The sequence below is a fragment of the Ktedonobacter sp. SOSP1-52 genome (genome assembly GCF_016587395.1).
The window spans coordinates 1,003,496-1,021,213 of sequence record NZ_BNJH01000001.1 but is presented as its reverse complement, the minus strand read 5'-3'; the positions used below and the strand labels follow the sequence as shown (position 1 = coordinate 1,021,213).

Annotated in this window: 15 protein-coding genes; 6 read left to right on the top strand and 9 right to left on the bottom strand. The window is 54.8% G+C overall.

All coding sequences use genetic code 11. The features are described 5' to 3' along the window. Positions 1 to 97 precede the first annotated feature (97 nt). Positions 98 to 1,303: a calcium/proton exchanger gene (cax, locus tag JMJ16_RS04650; protein WP_201378815.1), complete on the top strand. Its 1,206-nt coding sequence runs from the start codon at positions 98 to 100 to the stop codon at positions 1,301 to 1,303. Between the two features lie 200 nt (positions 1,304 to 1,503). Here cax and JMJ16_RS04645 read toward each other — a convergent pair whose 3' ends face one another. After that, on the bottom strand, positions 1,504 to 1,944 hold the full coding sequence (locus tag JMJ16_RS04645; RefSeq protein WP_201378813.1) for an RDD family protein: 441 nt from the start codon (positions 1,942 to 1,944) through the stop codon (positions 1,504 to 1,506). A 308-nt stretch (positions 1,945 to 2,252) separates the two neighbouring features. Here JMJ16_RS04645 and JMJ16_RS04640 point away from each other — a divergent pair, with 308 nt between their 5' ends. Then, positions 2,253 to 3,968, top strand: coding sequence for an FAD-dependent monooxygenase (locus JMJ16_RS04640; protein ID WP_201378811.1), 1,716 nt, complete (start codon positions 2,253 to 2,255; stop codon positions 3,966 to 3,968). A gap of 14 nt (positions 3,969 to 3,982) precedes the next feature. Beyond that, complete coding sequence (locus JMJ16_RS04635; RefSeq protein WP_201378809.1) at positions 3,983 to 4,972, top strand: universal stress protein; 990 nt, start codon at positions 3,983 to 3,985, stop codon at positions 4,970 to 4,972. Between the two features lie 68 nt (positions 4,973 to 5,040). Here the strand turns inward: JMJ16_RS04635 and JMJ16_RS04630 are convergent, their stop codons facing one another. From JMJ16_RS04630 to JMJ16_RS04620, 3 genes are all read right to left on the bottom strand, one after another. After that, on the bottom strand, positions 5,041 to 5,958 hold the full coding sequence (locus JMJ16_RS04630) for an aminoglycoside phosphotransferase family protein (RefSeq protein ID WP_201378807.1): 918 nt from the start codon (positions 5,956 to 5,958) through the stop codon (positions 5,041 to 5,043). 328 nt (positions 5,959 to 6,286) lie between these two features. Beyond that, on the bottom strand, positions 6,287 to 7,105 hold the full coding sequence (locus JMJ16_RS04625) for a PhnD/SsuA/transferrin family substrate-binding protein (RefSeq protein WP_201378805.1): 819 nt from the start codon (positions 7,103 to 7,105) through the stop codon (positions 6,287 to 6,289). A gap of 299 nt (positions 7,106 to 7,404) precedes the next feature. After that, the gene (locus tag JMJ16_RS04620) at positions 7,405 to 7,725 is read right to left on the bottom strand and encodes a helix-turn-helix domain-containing protein (protein ID WP_201378803.1); all 321 of its coding nucleotides are present in this window, start codon (positions 7,723 to 7,725) and stop codon (positions 7,405 to 7,407) included. 226 nt (positions 7,726 to 7,951) lie between these two features. Here JMJ16_RS04620 and JMJ16_RS04615 point away from each other — a divergent pair, with 226 nt between their 5' ends. After that, positions 7,952 to 8,461 carry a DoxX family protein gene (locus tag JMJ16_RS04615; protein ID WP_201378801.1) on the top strand — a complete coding sequence of 170 codons (510 nt, stop codon included), beginning with the start codon at positions 7,952 to 7,954 and terminating at the stop codon, positions 8,459 to 8,461. A gap of 104 nt (positions 8,462 to 8,565) precedes the next feature. Here JMJ16_RS04615 and JMJ16_RS04610 read toward each other — a convergent pair whose 3' ends face one another. Together JMJ16_RS04610 and JMJ16_RS04605 are read right to left on the bottom strand one after the other, a co-directional pair. Continuing rightward, complete coding sequence (locus tag JMJ16_RS04610) at positions 8,566 to 9,819, bottom strand: MFS transporter (protein WP_201378799.1); 1,254 nt, start codon at positions 9,817 to 9,819, stop codon at positions 8,566 to 8,568. Between the two features lie 612 nt (positions 9,820 to 10,431). Then, positions 10,432 to 10,773 carry a cupin domain-containing protein gene (locus JMJ16_RS04605; protein WP_201378798.1) on the bottom strand — a complete coding sequence of 114 codons (342 nt, stop codon included), beginning with the start codon at positions 10,771 to 10,773 and terminating at the stop codon, positions 10,432 to 10,434. 613 nt (positions 10,774 to 11,386) lie between these two features. Between JMJ16_RS04605 and JMJ16_RS04600 the strand changes: the two genes are divergently transcribed. Next, positions 11,387 to 12,379 carry a phosphotransferase gene (locus JMJ16_RS04600; protein ID WP_201378796.1) on the top strand — a complete coding sequence of 331 codons (993 nt, stop codon included), beginning with the start codon at positions 11,387 to 11,389 and terminating at the stop codon, positions 12,377 to 12,379. Positions 12,380 to 12,430: 51 nt separating this feature from the next. On the opposite strand, the gene JMJ16_RS04595 is transcribed toward JMJ16_RS04600, so the two are convergent. Beyond that, complete coding sequence (locus JMJ16_RS04595; protein WP_201378794.1) at positions 12,431 to 13,354, bottom strand: hypothetical protein; 924 nt, start codon at positions 13,352 to 13,354, stop codon at positions 12,431 to 12,433. A 292-nt stretch (positions 13,355 to 13,646) separates the two neighbouring features. Between JMJ16_RS04595 and JMJ16_RS04590 the strand changes: the two genes are divergently transcribed. Further along, the gene (locus tag JMJ16_RS04590) at positions 13,647 to 14,165 is read left to right on the top strand and encodes a hypothetical protein (RefSeq protein ID WP_201378792.1); all 519 of its coding nucleotides are present in this window, start codon (positions 13,647 to 13,649) and stop codon (positions 14,163 to 14,165) included. 54 nt (positions 14,166 to 14,219) lie between these two features. Here JMJ16_RS04590 and JMJ16_RS04585 read toward each other — a convergent pair whose 3' ends face one another. Further along, positions 14,220 to 15,974 (bottom strand): ABC transporter ATP-binding protein, encoded by a 1,755-nt coding sequence (locus JMJ16_RS04585; protein ID WP_201378790.1) that lies wholly within the window; start codon positions 15,972 to 15,974, stop codon positions 14,220 to 14,222. Then, positions 15,971 to 17,710 (bottom strand): ABC transporter ATP-binding protein, encoded by a 1,740-nt coding sequence (locus JMJ16_RS04580; RefSeq protein WP_201378788.1) that lies wholly within the window; start codon positions 17,708 to 17,710, stop codon positions 15,971 to 15,973. Before JMJ16_RS04580 ends, JMJ16_RS04585 begins: the two co-directional genes overlap by 4 nt. Positions 17,711 to 17,718: the final 8 nt, after the last annotated feature.

The window sequence follows — 17,718 nt, the reverse complement described above, 5'->3', positions numbered from 1 at the left end:
ACTCTCATACCGCATCTCTTATTTTTAGTTATACCTCAGTTTTTTGCGTACGGTCAGACTGGAAAGAGAAATGGCTTGCATTGGGAGGTAAATGACCATGACGCGCTGGCTCTATTTGCTCTTACTGGCGGTTCCCGCTGTCTTTATCGCCGAGACGCAGCATGCCTCGGCTTTGCTGCTTTTTGTGCTGGCCGCCCTGGGATTAGTCCCGCTGGCTGGCTTGATTGGCCTGGCCACGGAGGTCCTGGCTGAACGCCTGGGGCATGGCATTGGTGGCCTGCTCAACGCGACCTTTGGCAATGCTGCGGAGATCATTATTGGCCTGGCCGCGTTGAGGGTTGGCCTGCCCGAGGTCGTGCGCGCCTCGCTGGCAGGTTCCATTATTGGTAACGCCCTGCTCGTGTTGGGGACCGCTATGCTCCTGGGTGGATGGCGCTATCGCCGCCAACTCTTTAGTGCGCGTGTGGCGGGCGAATACGCCTCGATGCTGGCCCTGGCAGTTATCGGCATGGGCATTCCCTCCCTACTGGCTACAGTTGGCGAGAGCACTCAACCTGGAAGTGCGGTTGTGCGTGGCAGCCAGCTACATCTATTGAGCATCGGGGTCGCGCTTGTCCTGCTGGTGTGTTATGTGGCCTATATCGCCTACTCCGTCTTCGGCGTGCGTGCCATGCGCGAGGAGCCCGTCGCGGGAACTGAGACCGCTAAAGGGAAGGCCGGGATGGCTGTAGCGGCGCATGAACTGGCCTATGCCCAGGTGCCTATCGGCGAGGATGATCTAGTGGTACCACAAAGGACGCAGGGGCGTGGCTTCTTCGGCAGTATAAATACTCTCTGGTATCACTCGCTCTGGCTGCCCCTGCTGGTGCTGGCGGGCGTGACGGCTGTGACGGCCTTTGTAAGCGAGATCCTGGTTGGCACCATTGAGCCACTGACGCACCAGGTGGGCTTGAATCCTTTCTTCGTCGGCCTGATCATTATCCCTATCGTAGGCAATGCCGCCGAGCACTTTTCCGCCATCACCTCGGCCATGCACGATCATATGGAAATCTCCCTGGCGATTACGGCTGGCTCCTCGATCCAGATCGCGCTGCTGGCGGCTCCCATCCTGGTTCTCGCGGGTACGCTGATGGGGTCGCCTCTCGACCTGAACTTTTCCATGCTGGAAGTCTCGCTCTTTGCCCTTGTGGCCTTCCTCTACGCCCTGATCAGCCTCGATGGCGAATCCACCTGGCTTGAGGGTCTGCTCCTCTGCGCCTTCTACCTCATCCTCGCCGTCGGCACCTTTTTTACCCCTAGCTAGCGCCTTCTCCCTTCTTAAACGTCCTGTTGACGCGAGATGGCTTCCCAGGCTGGTCCCTACCATAAACAAATGCGTCAAATAAATGTAAGACCTGCTCTGTGCTATTCATTGAGATGATAGGAAAGATAAAGAAGAGCGCCGCTGTAATATATCTACAGCGGCGCTCTTCTTTAGAGATGCGAAAGAAAATAGCGGGATGATTAGCGGGTCTTGATGACGACCGTGTGCGCGGCGCGGTCACCCAGGCGCTGCTTGCGGGGAGAGGTCCAGATCAGGATTGCTCCAATGAGGTAGACGAATAGGCCATCAATGATGCGCAGCAGGTTGCGGATGATGGACTCGCTCCAGCCGATGGGAGAGCCATCTTCCTTTATGATGCGCAGGCCAAGGATCTTCTTGCCAAAGGTGCCACCCTGCGTGGCTTCCATGTAGAAGTAGTAGACCAGGGCAATGATACCGCCAATCCCACTACCAATTGCAGGTCCGGTGTTTTTAATGGCCAAACCAAAGACTGCGTCAAGAATACCAATTACAATACCAACAATGATGCCATCAATCAAGAGGGCGAGGAAGCGGCTGCCTACGCCAGCGTACTGTTGCGCTGGGGCCGCCTGGGCTGACTCCTGTGCCTGATAGTCCATAATAATAGACCTCCAAATAATGCTTGAGGAGCTTAAAGATAGCCTATGCTACCTTTTGCGAATGTTATTATAGTTGAACTTATCAATAAAAGTCAAGTAGAAAAATAGTTATAAATGCGTATTTTTTCGGGATCTGCTGAAGGAAAGGCGTCATCATGTGAGGGATGAGATGTGTATGTGCGAGTGTGTATAGTGGCGTATAGAGAGTATTTCTATGTATCTAAAGAGTTGTAGAGTCCAGGCTAGCTTGGACTCTATACTTTGGCGGGTGGCTCAATGAGCCATGGCGAGAAAGAGAGTCTGTTAATATGGCGCAGAATGTAGCAGACCACTATGATACTGAGGTGCTGGTCGTGGGCGCAGGCCCAACTGGTATGGTGCTGGCGAGCGAGTTGACGCGGCATGGAGTACGATGTCGCATTATTGACCGCTTGCCGCATGGCTCCCAGGAGTCGAAGGCGCTGGGAGTTCAGGCGCGTACACTGGAGTTGTTTGAGAAGATGGGCCTTGCCAGGGCAATGCTGGAGTATGGCGTGCAGATCAAAGGGATGAGCGTTTATAGCCATCACCAGCGCATTGCCCAGCTCGATATCAGGAGCATTCCCAGTCACTATCCCTTTATCCTCTCTATTCCTCAATGGCAGACGGAGCGCATCTTGAGCGATCACCTGGCGCGGCAACAGGTCGGGATCGAGCATGAGGTGGCGCTGGTGGCATTGCGCCAGGATGATAGCGGCGTTGAGACCCTGCTTGAGCACGCTGATGGCCAGCAAGAGCGGGTACGTGCGCGCTGGCTGGCTGGCTGCGATGGCCCACATAGCACAGTGCGCCATCTGCTGAAGATGAACTTCGAGGGTCGGACCTTCGCGCAGTCCTTCGCCCTGGCCGATGTCTTTATGGACTGGTATCTGCCTCATCAGCAGGCGGCCTTCTTCTTGCAGGAGGGGGATATCGTTGCCTGCTTCCCCTTACCGGATAGCCTGCATCGTATCATAATAGCATACAGGCCTAAGGTGGCCCCAGAGGGGGATGTTACGCTGGAGGAGGTGCAGCAGGCGCTTGAGAAGTGCGGGCTGAAGGATGCACGCATACATGATATGTCCTGGTCGTCCCGCTTCCAAATCAATCAGCGCAAGGTGCAACACTATCGCCAGGGTGCAGTCTTTCTGGCGGGGGATGCCTGTCATATTCACTCACCTGTTGGGGGGCAGGGGATGAATACAGGCATTCAAGATGCCTTTAACCTGGCCTGGAAGCTCGCGCTGGTGAGTAAGCAGAAGGCGCATCCAGCGTTACTCGATAGTTATGAGGAGGAGCGCGAGCGCGTAGGGCGGCAGCTCCTGCGTGTGACCGACCTGATCACGCGCCTGGCACTTCTGCACAACTCGCTTTCATCGCGCTTGCGTGATGGCGCGGCCCACCTGGTTACCAACAGTAAGCAGGTGCGCAATCTCCTGGCCACGACGATCTCGCAGCTTGGCGTGTCTTATCGCCGTAGCCCTGTGATCTGCGAGCACCAGCCAGGTCGCCTGTATGAGGCTCTTAGCGAGCAGCGTTTGCTGCCAGGTGAACTCCATGCCGGTGAGCGCGCGCCGGATGCGAATACCCATCTGGGCATTACGCCTATGCGCGTGCATACACTCTGTCTGGGGACACATCATGTGCTCTTTGTGTTCGTGCGTCGCCACTATCCAGAGCGCAGCATAAAGCTCTGGGAGGAGATAGATGGCCTGGTCAGGCGTGAGTTTAGCGACCTGGTCGATGCCTACCTGGTGCTGCCGCGTTCTCAGGATGCAAGCGAGAGCGGTAGAACGCGAACCATCTACGATGCCAGCGAGGCTATGTATACCGCATATGGTATCGCCGAGGATGGACTGGTGCTTGTGCGACCCGATGGCTATATTGGCTTTTTATGTCGTCCAATAGAGCTAGAGCGGCTCTGGTACTACCTTGATCGCATCTTTATTGTATCTGAGCCTCGCCCCATAGGGGTAGTGCGCCAATCCGCCACACGCGAGCAATAGGGAGGAGTCTGGCTATGTTTCAGCGCATTCTCGTTCCCCTGGACGGGTCTACGCGATCCGAGCAGGCTATACCGGTCGCGGCCCTGATCGCTCGGGCCAGCGACGCAACGCTGGTACTCTTACGCGTCGCCAATGTGCCACGCGAGTATGGACTCTATCTCTTTGAGTCCTATATCGCGCAGTCGCCAATCTTTATCGATGAGGTCTTACGAGAAGAAACCGACAAGGCGCGCAACTACCTGGATATTCTGCACCAGATGCAGGATCTTGCGGATCTCCAGGTCGAGAATCTCGTGCTTAATGGGGCCGAGGCTCCCACTATCCTCGATGCCGCGCGCGACCAGCAGGCTGATCTTGTGGTCATGAGTGGTCGCGGTTCGGGGGAGTTTCGCCATGGTACGATGGGAAGCGTGGCAATGAAGGTTGTACGCCATAGTACCTGTCCTGTGCTTGTGCTGCGTGAGGAGCATACGCGCCTGGTCTCGCTCCAGACCTCAAGTGTCGCCAATACGGCTCCGATCCTGGTTGGCTTAGATGGCTCGACCTTTGCCGAAGCGTCCCTTGCGCCCGCCATTGCCCTGGCTCAGGCTTTCTCACTGAGCGGTCCCGCGCGTTTGCACCTGGTACAGGTCGTTCGCCCAATTGATGAGGGTGGTAGCTCTGAGGAACAAGAGGCCCAGCACCAGCGTGTGTCCACGGCAGAGAAGTACCTCAGCGCGCTTACAGATAAGCTTGGGCAGCAACAGGAACGCAACAAAGCCCTGCCAGATATTGTTATTACCTGGTCGATCCTCCAGGAACGTGATGTCGCCGATGCGCTCATCCGTGCCGCCCAGCAAGGGACAGGTCTGGAGCATAAAGAGCGCGGCGGCTATGGCGTCCTCGCGCTGGCCACTCATGGCCGTGGAGGCATTCAGCACTGGGCCGTTGGCAGCACCACGGATCGCATCATCAAGGGTTCGACCATGCCCCTCCTGGTCGTCCGCCCTGCCGAAGCGCATTGATGGTATAAGGGTGTGGTTGTGTGCTGGTGGATCCAGCACACAACCACACCCTTATACCCGGTTGGTGATCAGACCTTAATATCAGCCAAAAGCTGGGCGCAGGCGATGGTATCCGCTGGATACTGGCCCGTATCCTCTATGGTCCACCAGGCGGAGAGAACGCATTGGGCGAGGCCCCAGTCGCGAATGCGGGCGCGGTCAATACCTAGCTCTTCGCTGAGGATGGCTACGCGGCGCTTCTGGATGCGCCCAGGATTGGGCCTGTGTAAGAGATCGGGAAGCGGGTTGCGCAGGAGCGCGCCCGTCTCGTAGGCTGGTTCGCCAATCAGGCCCTTGGGGTCAATCGCCAGCCAGGGCTCGCGTTCGGCCTGGAGGATGTTATCGTGGTGCAGGTCGCCGTGCAGCAGCATGGGCGTTGCCATCGAGGCGGTTAGCTCGGCATAGAGGTGCTCGGCCTCGTCGAGCAGGTGTGGCGGAAAGGGACCATATCCCCCGTCATACTGCTGGTGCAGGCGCTGGACGCCGCGCCCCCAGTCCGCCACGCTGGGAAAGTTGTGCTGCTCAGGGGCGGGCCGCCAGAGTTGGCGCATGACGCGGGCTGCATAGCGCGTGGCCTGCTCATCATCCGTCAGGGTGTTCAAGGTCTTGCCGGGCGTGAGAGATTCGAGCAGCATGACCTCGCCTTCGGGAAAGGTGTCAAGCAGGCGTACCATGCCGTGCCCCTCGTAATGCGCGATAGTCGCGGCCTCCATGCGAAACTCGCCCGTGGGCGAGCACGCTTTGAGTACAACTGGCGTGTTATCTGCCCTGCGGCGAGCGCGCGTGACATAGTGAAAGGAGAGGTTGCTAAAGGGTTCCTCAACGACAAGACCCCATAGCTCTGCGCATGTGGCAAGGATACGTGGAAGTCGCTCTAACCATGCCTGCCCCTCATCCTTGTGAAGTTCGAACATAAAACGCTGAAACGCGGGTGGAATTGTAATCATCTAACTTGTTTCTCCTGATGAACATCATTTTAACAGGTTATTTTTTGATCTGGCAATCGAGCAGGAGAAACGTAAGGAGGGGCGCGGATCGGAGGCAACAAGAATTGCCACCTGAAATCATTCAGGCGTTGACTGTAGATATAAAGTGCTGTGAGTATGTGTCAGCGTCAATAATGCTGGTACATCGATGTTACTCCTTTTCGCAAGGTATTCTCAGCACCTTCGGTACTTCTCCGGGTAAGGGCGTGTGGTGGCAGGCTGGCTCAGCCAGCCTGCCACCACACGCCCTTACCCATGCGAGCCACGCAGTGGCGAGGAGTCATTCTCTTTAACGTACAAGGCGCGCCCTGGTCTCAGGTTGTTTGTAGTCTTGTGATGGTTGAGCATAGACGACCTCGCGCTCCCAGCAGTGCTCGCTCCGGTTGTAAATATGGGTGAGAGGAAGGAAGCGCGCGATTTGAGCGTCCCGCAGGTGTGGTGCGAGAAAAGGATGCCTGTGAGCGCTCAGAAGCGCGTCCTGAATGCACTGCTTCAAGTGCCTGGGAACATGTCTCCCTATGACCACAATGGGTGTTGTCGACAGACTATAGGAGCCAAGGCTGCGGATCTTCGCAGTCATGTCGGGACTATTATGAATGACGAGATTGAGCAGAAATGAATCAATGGAGGTCGCATCCGCCTCGCGATTGATTACCATGCGCAAGGCCTGCGCTTGAGATGGGGCCTCTTTGACCTGGCGTGCGCTGATCTCAGGCAGATCCAATTTCTCAAGTTCATCTTCTGAGAGTGTGACAGGCTGGTTGTGGCAGGCCCATATGCAACGATAGAGATCATCAACTTGCTGATAGGGACTGTCCTGGCGGACAACAATGTCAAAAAAGGGAAGGTTAAGCTCCTGTGCATCTAGCGCTAGCGGGGCTGCGATAGCCTCTACTGGACGAGGAGACTGACGAAGTAAGCCTAAATAGTAGGGTGCGCCGATAATACCTATATCCGCTGGTGAGGTAGAGAAGTCCTCGATGTCTTCTCCTCGGACGAGCAAAGTGGGTACTTTTACGCAACGCTCAATATACTCGGCGAGATAATGGTAGGTATTATCGCAAGAGGAAGTAAGGATGGCTTCAAAGATAAGGGTAGAGCTTGGCATGTCTCTGTATTCCCCCCTACTGGTAAGTGCCCGTTAAGAGGTAAGCGTATACCAGGGTTTTCTTTGTCCCACAAAGCCAATATTGTCGGTGACTTTAAGGTCAACCTCTTCGAGTATAGGTTGTGGTAAGAGTGAGTGTCAAGGTGATTTTGCCCATTACAACGTAAGTGCCTCTTCCAGAATCCGAATTGCTAAAAGTCGTTTATAGCGATAAAATCGCGCGAAAAAAAGAAGAAGAGTATCGTATAGGTTAATGGGTGTGATGGCGGTCTGGCCCCGCCAGACCGCCATCACACCCATTAATTGGAGAGCCAGTTTGTGCTCCAATGCTCGATGGCTGTGATGACTTCCTCTAAAGCATAGCCTTTCTCTGTGAGGCAATATTCAATGCGTACAGGAATATCGGCGAAGACCCGGCGCTCAATAATGCGTTCCTGTTCGAGTCCTTTGAGGCGTTCTGAAAGTACACGTGAGCTGAGACCCTCGATCTGTTCTTCAATCTGCGTAAAATGCTTGGATCCCGACAAGAGCACTTTCAGGATCAAAGGTACCCAGCGCTTTCCAATCAGTTTGGCGGCCTGCTGATACTGCCGCGAGCATACGTTGTGATAGGCAGACATAATTCTTCGCTCCTCTATTTCCAGCGTCTCGAATTACTAACAATTATAAACTAACATAAAAATAGTAGCTTGACAATAGGAAGCCAATATGGTATTATCCATCTCGGAATAAAAAATACTAACAATAAGTTAGTATTAACGAAAAGAAAAGTATAAGGGTACTTTAATTACCCTTATTTCAACTCCCATTTTGTTGAAAACAAAATTTTTACAGAAGGTCACATACATGGAAATCTCACTTGCACTTCTCATCATTCGTATCGTTGTTGGCTTGCTCTTGATTGGGCATAGTTCGCAGAAATTGTTTGGCTGGTTTGGTGGTCATGGTTTCGCCGGAACCGTAGGTTTTCTGAAGTCATTGGGCTTCAAGCCTGCCGCGTTCTGGACACTGCTTGGCTCACTGAGCGAGTTCGGAGGTGGAGTGCTCTTCGTGCTGGGCCTCCTGACGCCCCTGGGCGCGGTTGCCATCTTCGCTAGCATGCTCATGGCGGTGATTAAAATACACTGGAAGGCTGGTCTCTGGTCGCAGAATGGCGGCTATGAGTATCCCCTGGTGCTGGCCCTGGTCGCCCTGGTTGGTGGGAGTGTTGGTGGTGGTAACTACTCCATCGATGCCCTGATTGGCTTCTCGCTGCCCGCGCTCTACTACTGGATCCTGGTTGTCCTGGCGGTAGTCGTCGACCTCATTGGTCTCGCCACCAGCCGTCAGCCTGCCGCGCAGACGCAGGCCGCCTAAGAAAAATTCCTGACAGCCGCAAGATCCCGTCACTTACGGTTGTGTGCCTCCAAACGCATCGGTTCCTCGCCAGAGAAATACACCCTGGCGAGGAACTTTTTGTGTTACTCTTTTTCAATGGGGCGCGCCTGGCTTAGGGCGCGATTAAATGTCGCGGCCAGCGCCACGACGAATTGTGGCACGAAGGTAATCCAGATGGTCGTGATTGGTCCCAGATATTGCAGCAAGACTCCGGTCATGGCAATACCAAGGGGCTGACCGCCAAAGGCGACCAGGCGAAAAACGCTGTTGACACGCCCCTGGAGCCGGTCGGGTACTCTAGCCACGCGATAGCTATATTGCGCCACCATATAGATAGGCACGATGGCGTATCCCACGCAGTTCATCGCGGCCAGAATCAATGGGTTGGGCGCGATGATGTAGATCAGCCAGAAGCCAGCCCAGATCCACGCCGACCAGATGATCAGGCGCTTAAAGCCCAGCCACTTCTGTAAGGGAGCGGCCAGCAGCGCGCCGAGGACGCTTCCCAGACCGCCAGCGGCGAAGACATACCCTGTCTCTACTGTGTTGGCATGTAAGCTTTGTGCAAACACAACCATCAGGAGCGAATAGCCAGCGCAGGGAACCATTAGACCCGCTGTAAGAATGCCCAGGAAGCGGACCAGCGGTTCATGCCAGAGCCAGTTCAGGCCCTCTTTAATATCCTGCACAATATTTTGCGCAGGCACATCGATAGCCTCTTCATGGAAGTTGATGCGGATACATAGCAGAGAGATGGCTGAGATAACGAACGAGGCTGTGTCGAGTACGAAGGGCAGCATCGGGCTGAGACTGTAGAGCAGGCCACCGATGAGCGGCCCTACCATGATCCCCAGTGAGTTGATGACCTCGTTCTGCCCGCTGGCGCTGGCGAGCTGCTCGCGCGGCACGACCCGGCGCAAGGCCGCGCTCTCGGCCATCTGATAGAAGACAAAGAGCGCGCCCTGAAGCGTCGCCGCTATGTAGAGATGAATGAGCGTCAGGTGTCCAAGCCACCAGGTCACGGGAATGCTTCCCGTGACAATGGCGTTGCCCCATTCACAGATGATCATCAGGCGCTTGCGGTTCCAGCGGTCCGCGAGTGCGCCAGCCAGCAGGCTTAGCAGGTTCATGACCAGGCTGCGAATTCCGATGAGCAAACCCGCCTGTGCCGCTGATCCCGTGACCGCTAGTGCCAGGAGCGGAATGGCGAAGTTAGAGGTATAGGTGCCAAGTGAAGAGATGCCCTGCCCGCCCGCGAGCAAAAGATAATGCATATTGCGCCAGAGCGGCCTGGGGCGTGTTCCCGGCTTATCAACGTGTTGTTGTATTGTTTCCATACAAACGGTGCTCCATTTACTACTTCTCCGAAAACCAGCGCGCGTGTCCCCGAATGGGGAAGCGCTAGTCACGAGAGTGACGTTGCCGTGTCCCCGAATGGGGAGATTTCGGAATAAGAGTTTCTGTAAAGAAGGTGAAAAACTGAAAGAAGGGACACCGTTTGTCGCGTGGGATATCTCTGCTTATTGGAGTAGAAGAGGGTTCATGAGACGAGCGGTGTCCATAGTGCGACACCGCCAGAGAAGCGTGAGGAAAACAAAGAGGTAGACAATAGATGGAAATGCATGCCAGACGCTGCTAAAGCACGCGTCTACATATGATGGCACGCCTATGTTTCCGCCGCATAAGCCTGGCGTTATCGCGCTTATACGGCCATGTCTTCCATGAGGATGATGATTTCCGCTGCGTTATTCATGATAGGAAAATACCATACTCTTCGATATACGTCAAGAGCCTGCCGCTCTTTCTATTCCGGCTCGCAAGCTCGCCGGAGGAGTACAAAGGGTGGGCGTGGGACACGGGCTTTAAGCCCGTGTCCCACGCCCACCCTTTGTACTCCTAAGCGCCGCAGGCGCGAAAGGCTCAGCTTGAAGCAAAATTTTTGCGAAGCCTTAATCCTCAAGAAACTCTTGAATGACCTGTTTACTGGGATGGATCGAGACCATTTGAAGTGGCGCGACACCGGAGTTTACAAACTTATGCGGTGTATTGGCAGGCGCGATAGTAATCTCGCCTGCATGAAGTTCAAGTGTTTTATCGCCAATGGTGAAGGTTGCCTGTCCCTCCTGTAAGATAAAAACTTCCTGGTATGGATGCACGTGCAGGCCAGGGCCACGTCCTGGAGGGGTTAATACCCAGAAGAATGAAGTTGGCACATCACCGTAATCGCCCCCTTGAAAGCGGAAGGCGGTCTCATTGATGCGGAACTCTTCTCTTGAGATGATATCGCTCATACTTCGCAACCTTTCATACTATCTGTAGTCAATATTGTTTCTTCTTGTTAGCAGTAAGTATAGCATAATAATGGCCCCTCTTAAAGATCCAATTACCTATAAAATAGAGAGACCATTTTGCCCTCCATTCTGACTCACAAGCTTCCCAGGGTTAGGAGGGATGGGCTGAGTGGCAGGCGTGAAGGGACAACTGCTGATTGACGCCATACATATGCATGTGCTACTCTGTAATCTTCTACAGAAGAGCTGAGAAAGATTGCTATATTATGATTGGCATAGTAACCCGACAGACTGAGAATGAGGCATTTCGGCGACTGTGTGAAGTATGCACCGTCGCCCAGGGCCGTACTATGCCATTTTTTAGGATGAACGCATAAGCGTTTCGCTTGTAGCGGCAGGCCGTGGGTGCTTAGAAGAGCAGCACCCACGGCCTTTTTGTTGTCCATTTTGCCTGCATAATCTAGTCCTTTGTCAAAGTTGATTGGAAAGGTGGGGAGTGCAGAGGGGCGTCAGCCCCTCTGCGTCTACCCCTTGCCGCCGCAGGCGGCGTGAAACCTTTCGGATGAAGATTGACAGAGCACTAGTGGGCGCAATCAATAAGGAGCATGAACTTATGGCGGAACTTTCTATTGAGAATAATCCATGGTCTGAAGCTAGTTGGAAGGATCAGGCAAACGAGTGGATTACTAAAGAGCTTACACACAGAGGAAATGTCCTGATGGGGCCAATCGAGGAGGTTCAAAATACAATCTGGTCTTATGTATCGAAGGTTCCAACCAGCACCGGATATTACTACTTTAAGGCCGTTACAGCTTCTCTCAGTCATGAGGTTCCGCTCACGGCGCTTCTGGCCGAGATCGCGCCCACGTTTGTACCCGAAGTGATTGTGGCGGATACACAGCGCAACTGGCTGCTGCTCGGAGATGGCGGCCAAACGTTGAAGAGCGTTACGAGGGCCGATGGAGACATGACGCGTTGGGAGGAGATGGTTCGCCATCTCGCGCGTCTGCAAATCCAGATGATTGCTCAGAAAGAGCGCTTGCTGGCAACAGGCATCTTTGATCGACGCCTACACGTGCTACCACAGCTCTATACTGAGGCGCTGGAGAATACACCACTGCTGTTGATTGGCGAGGGAGGCCTGCGCGAGGGAGAGCTGGAACAGCTTCACGCATTCGCGCCCCAGGTGCGAGAGATGTGCGAGGCGCTGGCAGCCTATCACATTCCTGAAACGCTCCATCATGATGACCTGGGGGCGGGCAACATCCTGGTCGATGGCAAACGCTGCCTCTTCTTCGATTGGTCTGATAGCGCGGTCGCGCACCCTTTCTTCACGCTAATGATTGTCTTGCGCTACGCGGAGGCGGTCTTTGAGTGCGGTGAGGAAACGCTTGAGCGCATCACAGCCGCCTACCTCTCTTGCTGGACAGAGTATGAGCCTATGGAGCGTTTGCGGGAGGCGCTCGTGCTGGCCTTGCGGTTGGCTAAGCTCTGCCGCGCTCTCTCCTGGCAACATATCCTCAGACATCTCACGCCCCAACAGCGAGGAGAGCATGCCGACGCCTTCCCCTACTGGCTCCAGGTCTTCCTGGGCACCGAAGAGTAAGGAAATAGGGGACGAGCCGTCATGCGTCTGCGACGCATGACGGCTCGTCCCCTATTTCCAATAGATTGCATCGATGTAAACGATTGCATTCGTGCCAGTAAACTCAAGGCCAATGCGCGTGGCCGTACCCTGAAAGCCAGAGGGGAGAATATAGCTCAAGCGATGCCATGTGCCCGTCGTCAGGTACGATAGGTAGATGCCAGGATAATAGCCTTTAAAGTTATGATCAAGCATATATATTTTTCCCTGGACATTCTTTCCGGATGCCACATATACATAGGCATAAACTGTCTGGTACGCGTGTGGCGCGTTGGTGCTAATAGCTGCCGAGAGATGGGGATAGGTCGATTTAGCTTTATTATTAAAGGTGATAAGCAGGGAATGAGCCCCATTTTTAGCCATCTTCGTGCTATTTTCTATCTTCAAGCCTGGACTCACTTGTGGTTCCCAGCCGTCATTTTGCCCATCCTCGAAGGAATAATTGTAATGAATTACTGGCGTTGGAGTACTCGTTACCACTGGCGTAACGCCCTTTGTTGGCCCAGAAGTTGGTTGATTGGCATATGGAGGTGTGTTCTGAACTCTCTGAATAAAGAAGGCCATGCCTATGCTTCCAAGTAGGAGGCCAGTTACCAGGCCCAGGATAAAGAGAGAATATAAGGCCTTTTTACCCGTTCGCTTATCTCCAGGCACGTGTATGGGTGGTGGTGGCGGCATCGGAATAAAGATATCAGTTGTCGCTACTAAATTGTCAGGAGAAACCGGTGTTTTATGCTCAAATTGGGCGTCAGATACCTCTACATTATTCGTTTGCGTATTCAGCGCGTTGCGTATGATCGAGCCTGGAAGAGGCCAATGGCCTGGTAGTGTTGGTGATGTAGGGGTAACAGGCTCGCTTCCATTAAAGCCCATTTCCATTTCTTGAGGCAATGAGGGGAGATTTGGTAATTTTTCAGTAGGTGCGTCATCGTTCACGTTGAATCTCCTTTTACGCGCGCGTAATTTATGGAGGAAAGAAAAATAATAAGTGCAATTTAAGCTACAACTGTCTAATAATTTAATTATAAGTTCTAGCCGCGTGTATAGCCCAATAATAGCATGAATGGCCAGTAATATGCTAGTTGCGCTACTTACGTACCTACGCGTCCAGGCTCACTCACGTAGACACGTAAGTAGCGCTATTAAAACCCGTTGATTTGACTCGTAAAGGTTACCTAATTCAGTCGTGTATATGGAGTAAATCGCTCACTTATTGGGGAGGAGACCCATGCAGTTTCTATTGGCGACGCTCAAAAAGAGGAATTATCTTTTACTCACACTTGTATTGACGCTGGCTTTTGCCTCGCTCTATACCTTTCTCGACCTGCGCCAGGGCGGGACACGCAACAATATGCTTAACACTCACACCGTCACGCCGCAGTACCTGGGCACGCACTTTGGCGCGCTCTACATTTATAGCGCACTGGGCCTGAGTCTGGTAAGCGCCTTCCTCACTGCGCTTCTCATCGCTTTTAGCATCGACCACTACCGTATGAGTAGCGACCTCTTCTCGACCACGGCCTGCTCGATGGCGGCCACGGCCTTCCTTGGCGTCGCGACCTTTGGCTGCCCCAGCTGTATTCTTCCTATAGCCGGAACACTGGGCCTGATCTTTACCGCGCAGACGCTGCCCTTCCTGGGTATCGAGTTCCAGGTTCTCGCCGTGCTGATCCTGCTGGCAACCTTCGCCTGGCTCTTCTATCTCATACGCAAACGCGGTATCCAGGTTCCCGCGCCCACGCAATAAAGAGGTAAGGTATGGGGTGTGGCTGGGATAGCTCTGCCAGCACCACATACCTCATTATTCCCCGTTCCAGAGGGCGCGCATCTCGACGCAGTTTTCGAGGAGGTCTTCGAGTTTGCCCTGGGCTTCGATGCGCCCATCTTTGAGCACGATGACCTGGTCGGCGTGCTGGAGGGCATAGCGCCGATGCGAGACGAGCAGACAAGTGCAGTCGCCACGCGTAAAGAGGCGTTGCCAGAGCTGCTGCTCCGTCTCGACGTCGAGGGCGCTGGAGAGGTCGTCGAAGATGAGCAGGTCGGGCTGGCGAACAAACATACGCGCAGCTGCTACACGCTGCATCTGTCCTCCCGAGAGTTTGGTGCCCTTGGGACCAACGATGGTGTCCAGGCCCCGTTCAAGTGCGGTGATATCCGCCTCCATGACGGCGGCGTGTATCGCTGCCTCCAGATGTACAGGTTCTTCGGGATAGCCCATGAGAATGTTCTGCCTGAGTGTCTCGCTGGCAAGGCGCGGCACCTGGGGCGTATAGGCGCTTTGTGGTGGCACAAAGACATATTCAGGACGTGATACAGGCTTGCTATTCCAGCGGATCTCGCCTGCCTGTCGGGGAAGCAGTCCCATGATCGTACGTAGCAGCGTGCTCTTCCCCGAGCCAATACGGCCCGTAATCACGGTCGTGGTGCCGCGCCGGAGCTGAAGATTAATACCCGCTACTCCATTGCTGGACCTGGGATAGAGGTAAGTTAGCCCGTTGACCTCAAGGTGCTCCAGCTTTGGCATCTCGCGCTCGGGCAAGCGTATTTCTGGATAGGTCCCGCGCAGGTACACGGGCTGGTGCGTGACCACAGTTTCAGCTGGATATCCAGTCGGCAGGGCCTCTTGTAGGCGTTGCAGGGAGATTCCTGCCTGCTTGTAAAATGTCAGGTTTTGGATCAGCGTCGCGACAATGCTGGTGACCCAGGCCTGGTAGGAGACGAAGAGCGCCAGCCCACCCACGGTAAAGGTGCCGTACTGGATGGCCTGGGCCGACATCAGGAGAAGCAGGCCGGTACCCATGTTCGCGGTATTACTGGCAACGTTGCTCAGCACCACGCTGGTAAAGAAGAGGCTGCGCAGCGTGGTTCGCCGTCGTGTGTTATTGAGTTCGCGTAGGTGAGCCAGCACACGCGGCTGGGCGTTGGCGAGCTGGATGGCCTGGGGTGAGCTAAACATCTCGCCCATAAAGGAGCTGACCGCGCCTGCGGCCTTACGGCTCTCGCGATGATACTCTTGAATGCGCCTGCTGAGCCTGGTCATGAGCAGGCTTGAACCGATAAGTGGGATAAAGACCACAAGCGTGGTCAAAGGCTGCATTACCAGCATGATTACAAGCGCGCCAAGGGCCTGGAGCAGCGAGCCGATATTCATGAAGGTATAAGCGATAGTGTTGGTCAGCGATTCGGTATCCGCGTCGAAGCGGCTTACCATCTCGCCAGGCGAGGCGGGCAGCTCCTGCGCTCCAACGCGAGAGATCAATTGACCAAAGATATTGCGGCGGACCAGGGCATTGCCGTGCTCGCCACAGATGGCGTCCATGCCCGTACTGCTGAGCATCGAGACGACGCGTGCGATGGCGGCCCCCACCAGGAGTGCGCCCAGCGTCCAGAGGTCCCAGCCGATGGGGCGATTGGCTGTGATGATATTGAACATGTTATAGACAAGCACGCCGGGCAGGAGCAGGATCAGGCTGCGGAAGAGCTGAAAGAAGAGATCAATAGCATATAGTCCCGGCGTGAAGCGGATGAGCCGCCAAAGAGCTTGATAGGTCTTCATGCGAGTACCTCCACCAGGCCAGTTTGTAGCAGGTGCGCGAAGTGAGATGTGGGATCGGCCGCGAGCTGCTGGCGTGCGCCATACTCCTGTACCTGGCCCTCGTCAAGAATCAGAATGTCGTCGACGTGGCGCACGGTTTCGAGGTGGTGCGCGATGATAATTCCCGTGCGACCCTCCAGTAAGCGCTGAATGGCTCCCTCAATCAACTTCTCTGTTACGGGATCGAGGCGTGAAGAGGCTTCGTCGAGGATAACGAGCGCGGGATCTTGCAGGAAGACGCGCGCGAAGGCCAGAAGCTGTGCCTCGCCCGATGAGAGCGTCTTGCCGCCCGCCGCGAGCATGGTGTCGAGTCCCTCTGGCAGGGAGTCATACCACGGAGCGAGCCTGAGATGGTCCAGCACCTCAAGAATGCGCTCATCAGAGATGCTCGCATCAAAAAAGGTCAGGTTATCGCGGATACTGGCCTGAAAGAGCTGTACATCCTGCGTGACGACGCCAATGCGTGAGCGCAGCTCGGCAAGCTTGTATTGCTTCACATCGATATTGCCCAACAGGACCGAACCCTCGCAGGCGTCATAGGCCCGGTAGAGCAGGCGTGTAAGGGTTGTCTTACCACTTCCCGTGCGCCCCAGCAGCCCAAGTGTGCGCCCTGGTGTCAGTTCCAGCGAGATATCTCGTAGTACACCCTGCTCAGGGGTATAGCCAAAGCCAACCAGTGTGAACTTGATCGCCAGCGCGCCCTCTGGCAGGTCCGCGCCGGGGCCATCAAGGATGGCGTTGGGCGTGTGATGCAGCTCGGTGATGCGCTGAAGGCTGGCCGTAGCGACCTGCATCTTATTGATCTGGAAGGTGATGATGTTTAGGCTTCCTGAGAGCAAGGAGGTATAGGCATAGGTTGCGTAGACTGCTCCCAGACTCATCTGTCCATTGCGTAGCAGGTATGCTCCCAGCGTCAGCACTGCCGCCATCGTCAGGGCCACGCTGATCTCGACGGCACTGGAGAAGAAGCGCCCTGAAACACTACTCAAGAGCTTGAAGCGCAACAGGCGTCGCGAGAGCTGGTTCAGCCGGGCCAGCACATAGGGCCCGGCGCCATTGCCGCTGATATCCTCAATGCTCACCAGGCGCTCCTCAAAGAAGCTAGACAGTTCCGCGCTAGCCTGGCGCGAGGCGCGAAAGTAAGGGACCGCGATGCCCTGAAGCGAGCGGATGGCGGTCAGCATCAAAGCCGTGAAGGCGAGTAGCAGGAGTCCAATGCGCCAATCCGTCCAGAACGTCACCGCCAGAATGCCTACTAGCAGCAGGCCCCGACCAAGCATATAGAAGATGAACTGCGAGAAGAAATCGGAGAGCTGGGCCACGTCCCCATCCACGCGCTCCAGCAGCTCGCCTGGCGTATGCTCTTTGTGGAAAGACATATCCAGATTGAGGCAGTGCAATGCCAGGTCGAAGCGCAGCTCATTTGTGGCTTGCCAGCCAATGGCCTCGCTCAAGTAGCTAGCGAGCGTTGTCAAAACCTGGTCGACACAGACCAAGCCAATGAAGAGGAGAGCGATCCATAGCAGGCTATCCAGGCCTTCATGAATCGAATCAATGAAGTACTCTAGCAACTGGGGATTATACAGATCAAGCCCGATACTACCGAAGAGGAGCAGCATTAACAGGCAAACCTTAAGCCATTGAGGACGGAGATACATACGCAAGAGGGATATATAGTGGCTCAACGAAAGCTTCATCCATAACC

What these genes read in the sequence shown, in the direction of transcription:
- JMJ16_RS04645 (WP_201378813.1), bottom strand. Translation starts at nt 1,944, where the DNA reads ATGGACTATCAGGCACAGGAGTCAGCCCAGGCGGCCCCAGCGCAACAG.
- JMJ16_RS04605 (WP_201378798.1), bottom strand. Translation starts at nt 10,773, where the DNA reads ATGAGCGATATCATCTCAAGAGAAGAGTTCCGCATCAATGAGACCGCC.
- JMJ16_RS04625 (WP_201378805.1), bottom strand. Translation starts at nt 7,105, where the DNA reads ATGCCAAGCTCTACCCTTATCTTTGAAGCCATCCTTACTTCCTCTTGC.
- JMJ16_RS04585 (WP_201378790.1), bottom strand. Translation starts at nt 15,974, where the DNA reads ATGAAGACCTATCAAGCTCTTTGGCGGCTCATCCGCTTCACGCCGGGA.
- cax (WP_201378815.1), top strand. Translation starts at nt 98, where the DNA reads ATGACGCGCTGGCTCTATTTGCTCTTACTGGCGGTTCCCGCTGTCTTT.
- JMJ16_RS04600 (WP_201378796.1), top strand. Translation starts at nt 11,387, where the DNA reads ATGGCGGAACTTTCTATTGAGAATAATCCATGGTCTGAAGCTAGTTGG.
- JMJ16_RS04615 (WP_201378801.1), top strand. Translation starts at nt 7,952, where the DNA reads ATGGAAATCTCACTTGCACTTCTCATCATTCGTATCGTTGTTGGCTTG.
- JMJ16_RS04610 (WP_201378799.1), bottom strand. Translation starts at nt 9,819, where the DNA reads ATGGAAACAATACAACAACACGTTGATAAGCCGGGAACACGCCCCAGG.
- JMJ16_RS04620 (WP_201378803.1), bottom strand. Translation starts at nt 7,725, where the DNA reads ATGTCTGCCTATCACAACGTATGCTCGCGGCAGTATCAGCAGGCCGCC.
- JMJ16_RS04580 (WP_201378788.1), bottom strand. Translation starts at nt 17,710, where the DNA reads ATGAAGCTTTCGTTGAGCCACTATATATCCCTCTTGCGTATGTATCTC.
- JMJ16_RS04640 (WP_201378811.1), top strand. Translation starts at nt 2,253, where the DNA reads ATGGCGCAGAATGTAGCAGACCACTATGATACTGAGGTGCTGGTCGTG.
- JMJ16_RS04590 (WP_201378792.1), top strand. Translation starts at nt 13,647, where the DNA reads ATGCAGTTTCTATTGGCGACGCTCAAAAAGAGGAATTATCTTTTACTC.
- JMJ16_RS04635 (WP_201378809.1), top strand. Translation starts at nt 3,983, where the DNA reads ATGTTTCAGCGCATTCTCGTTCCCCTGGACGGGTCTACGCGATCCGAG.
- JMJ16_RS04630 (WP_201378807.1), bottom strand. Translation starts at nt 5,958, where the DNA reads ATGATTACAATTCCACCCGCGTTTCAGCGTTTTATGTTCGAACTTCAC.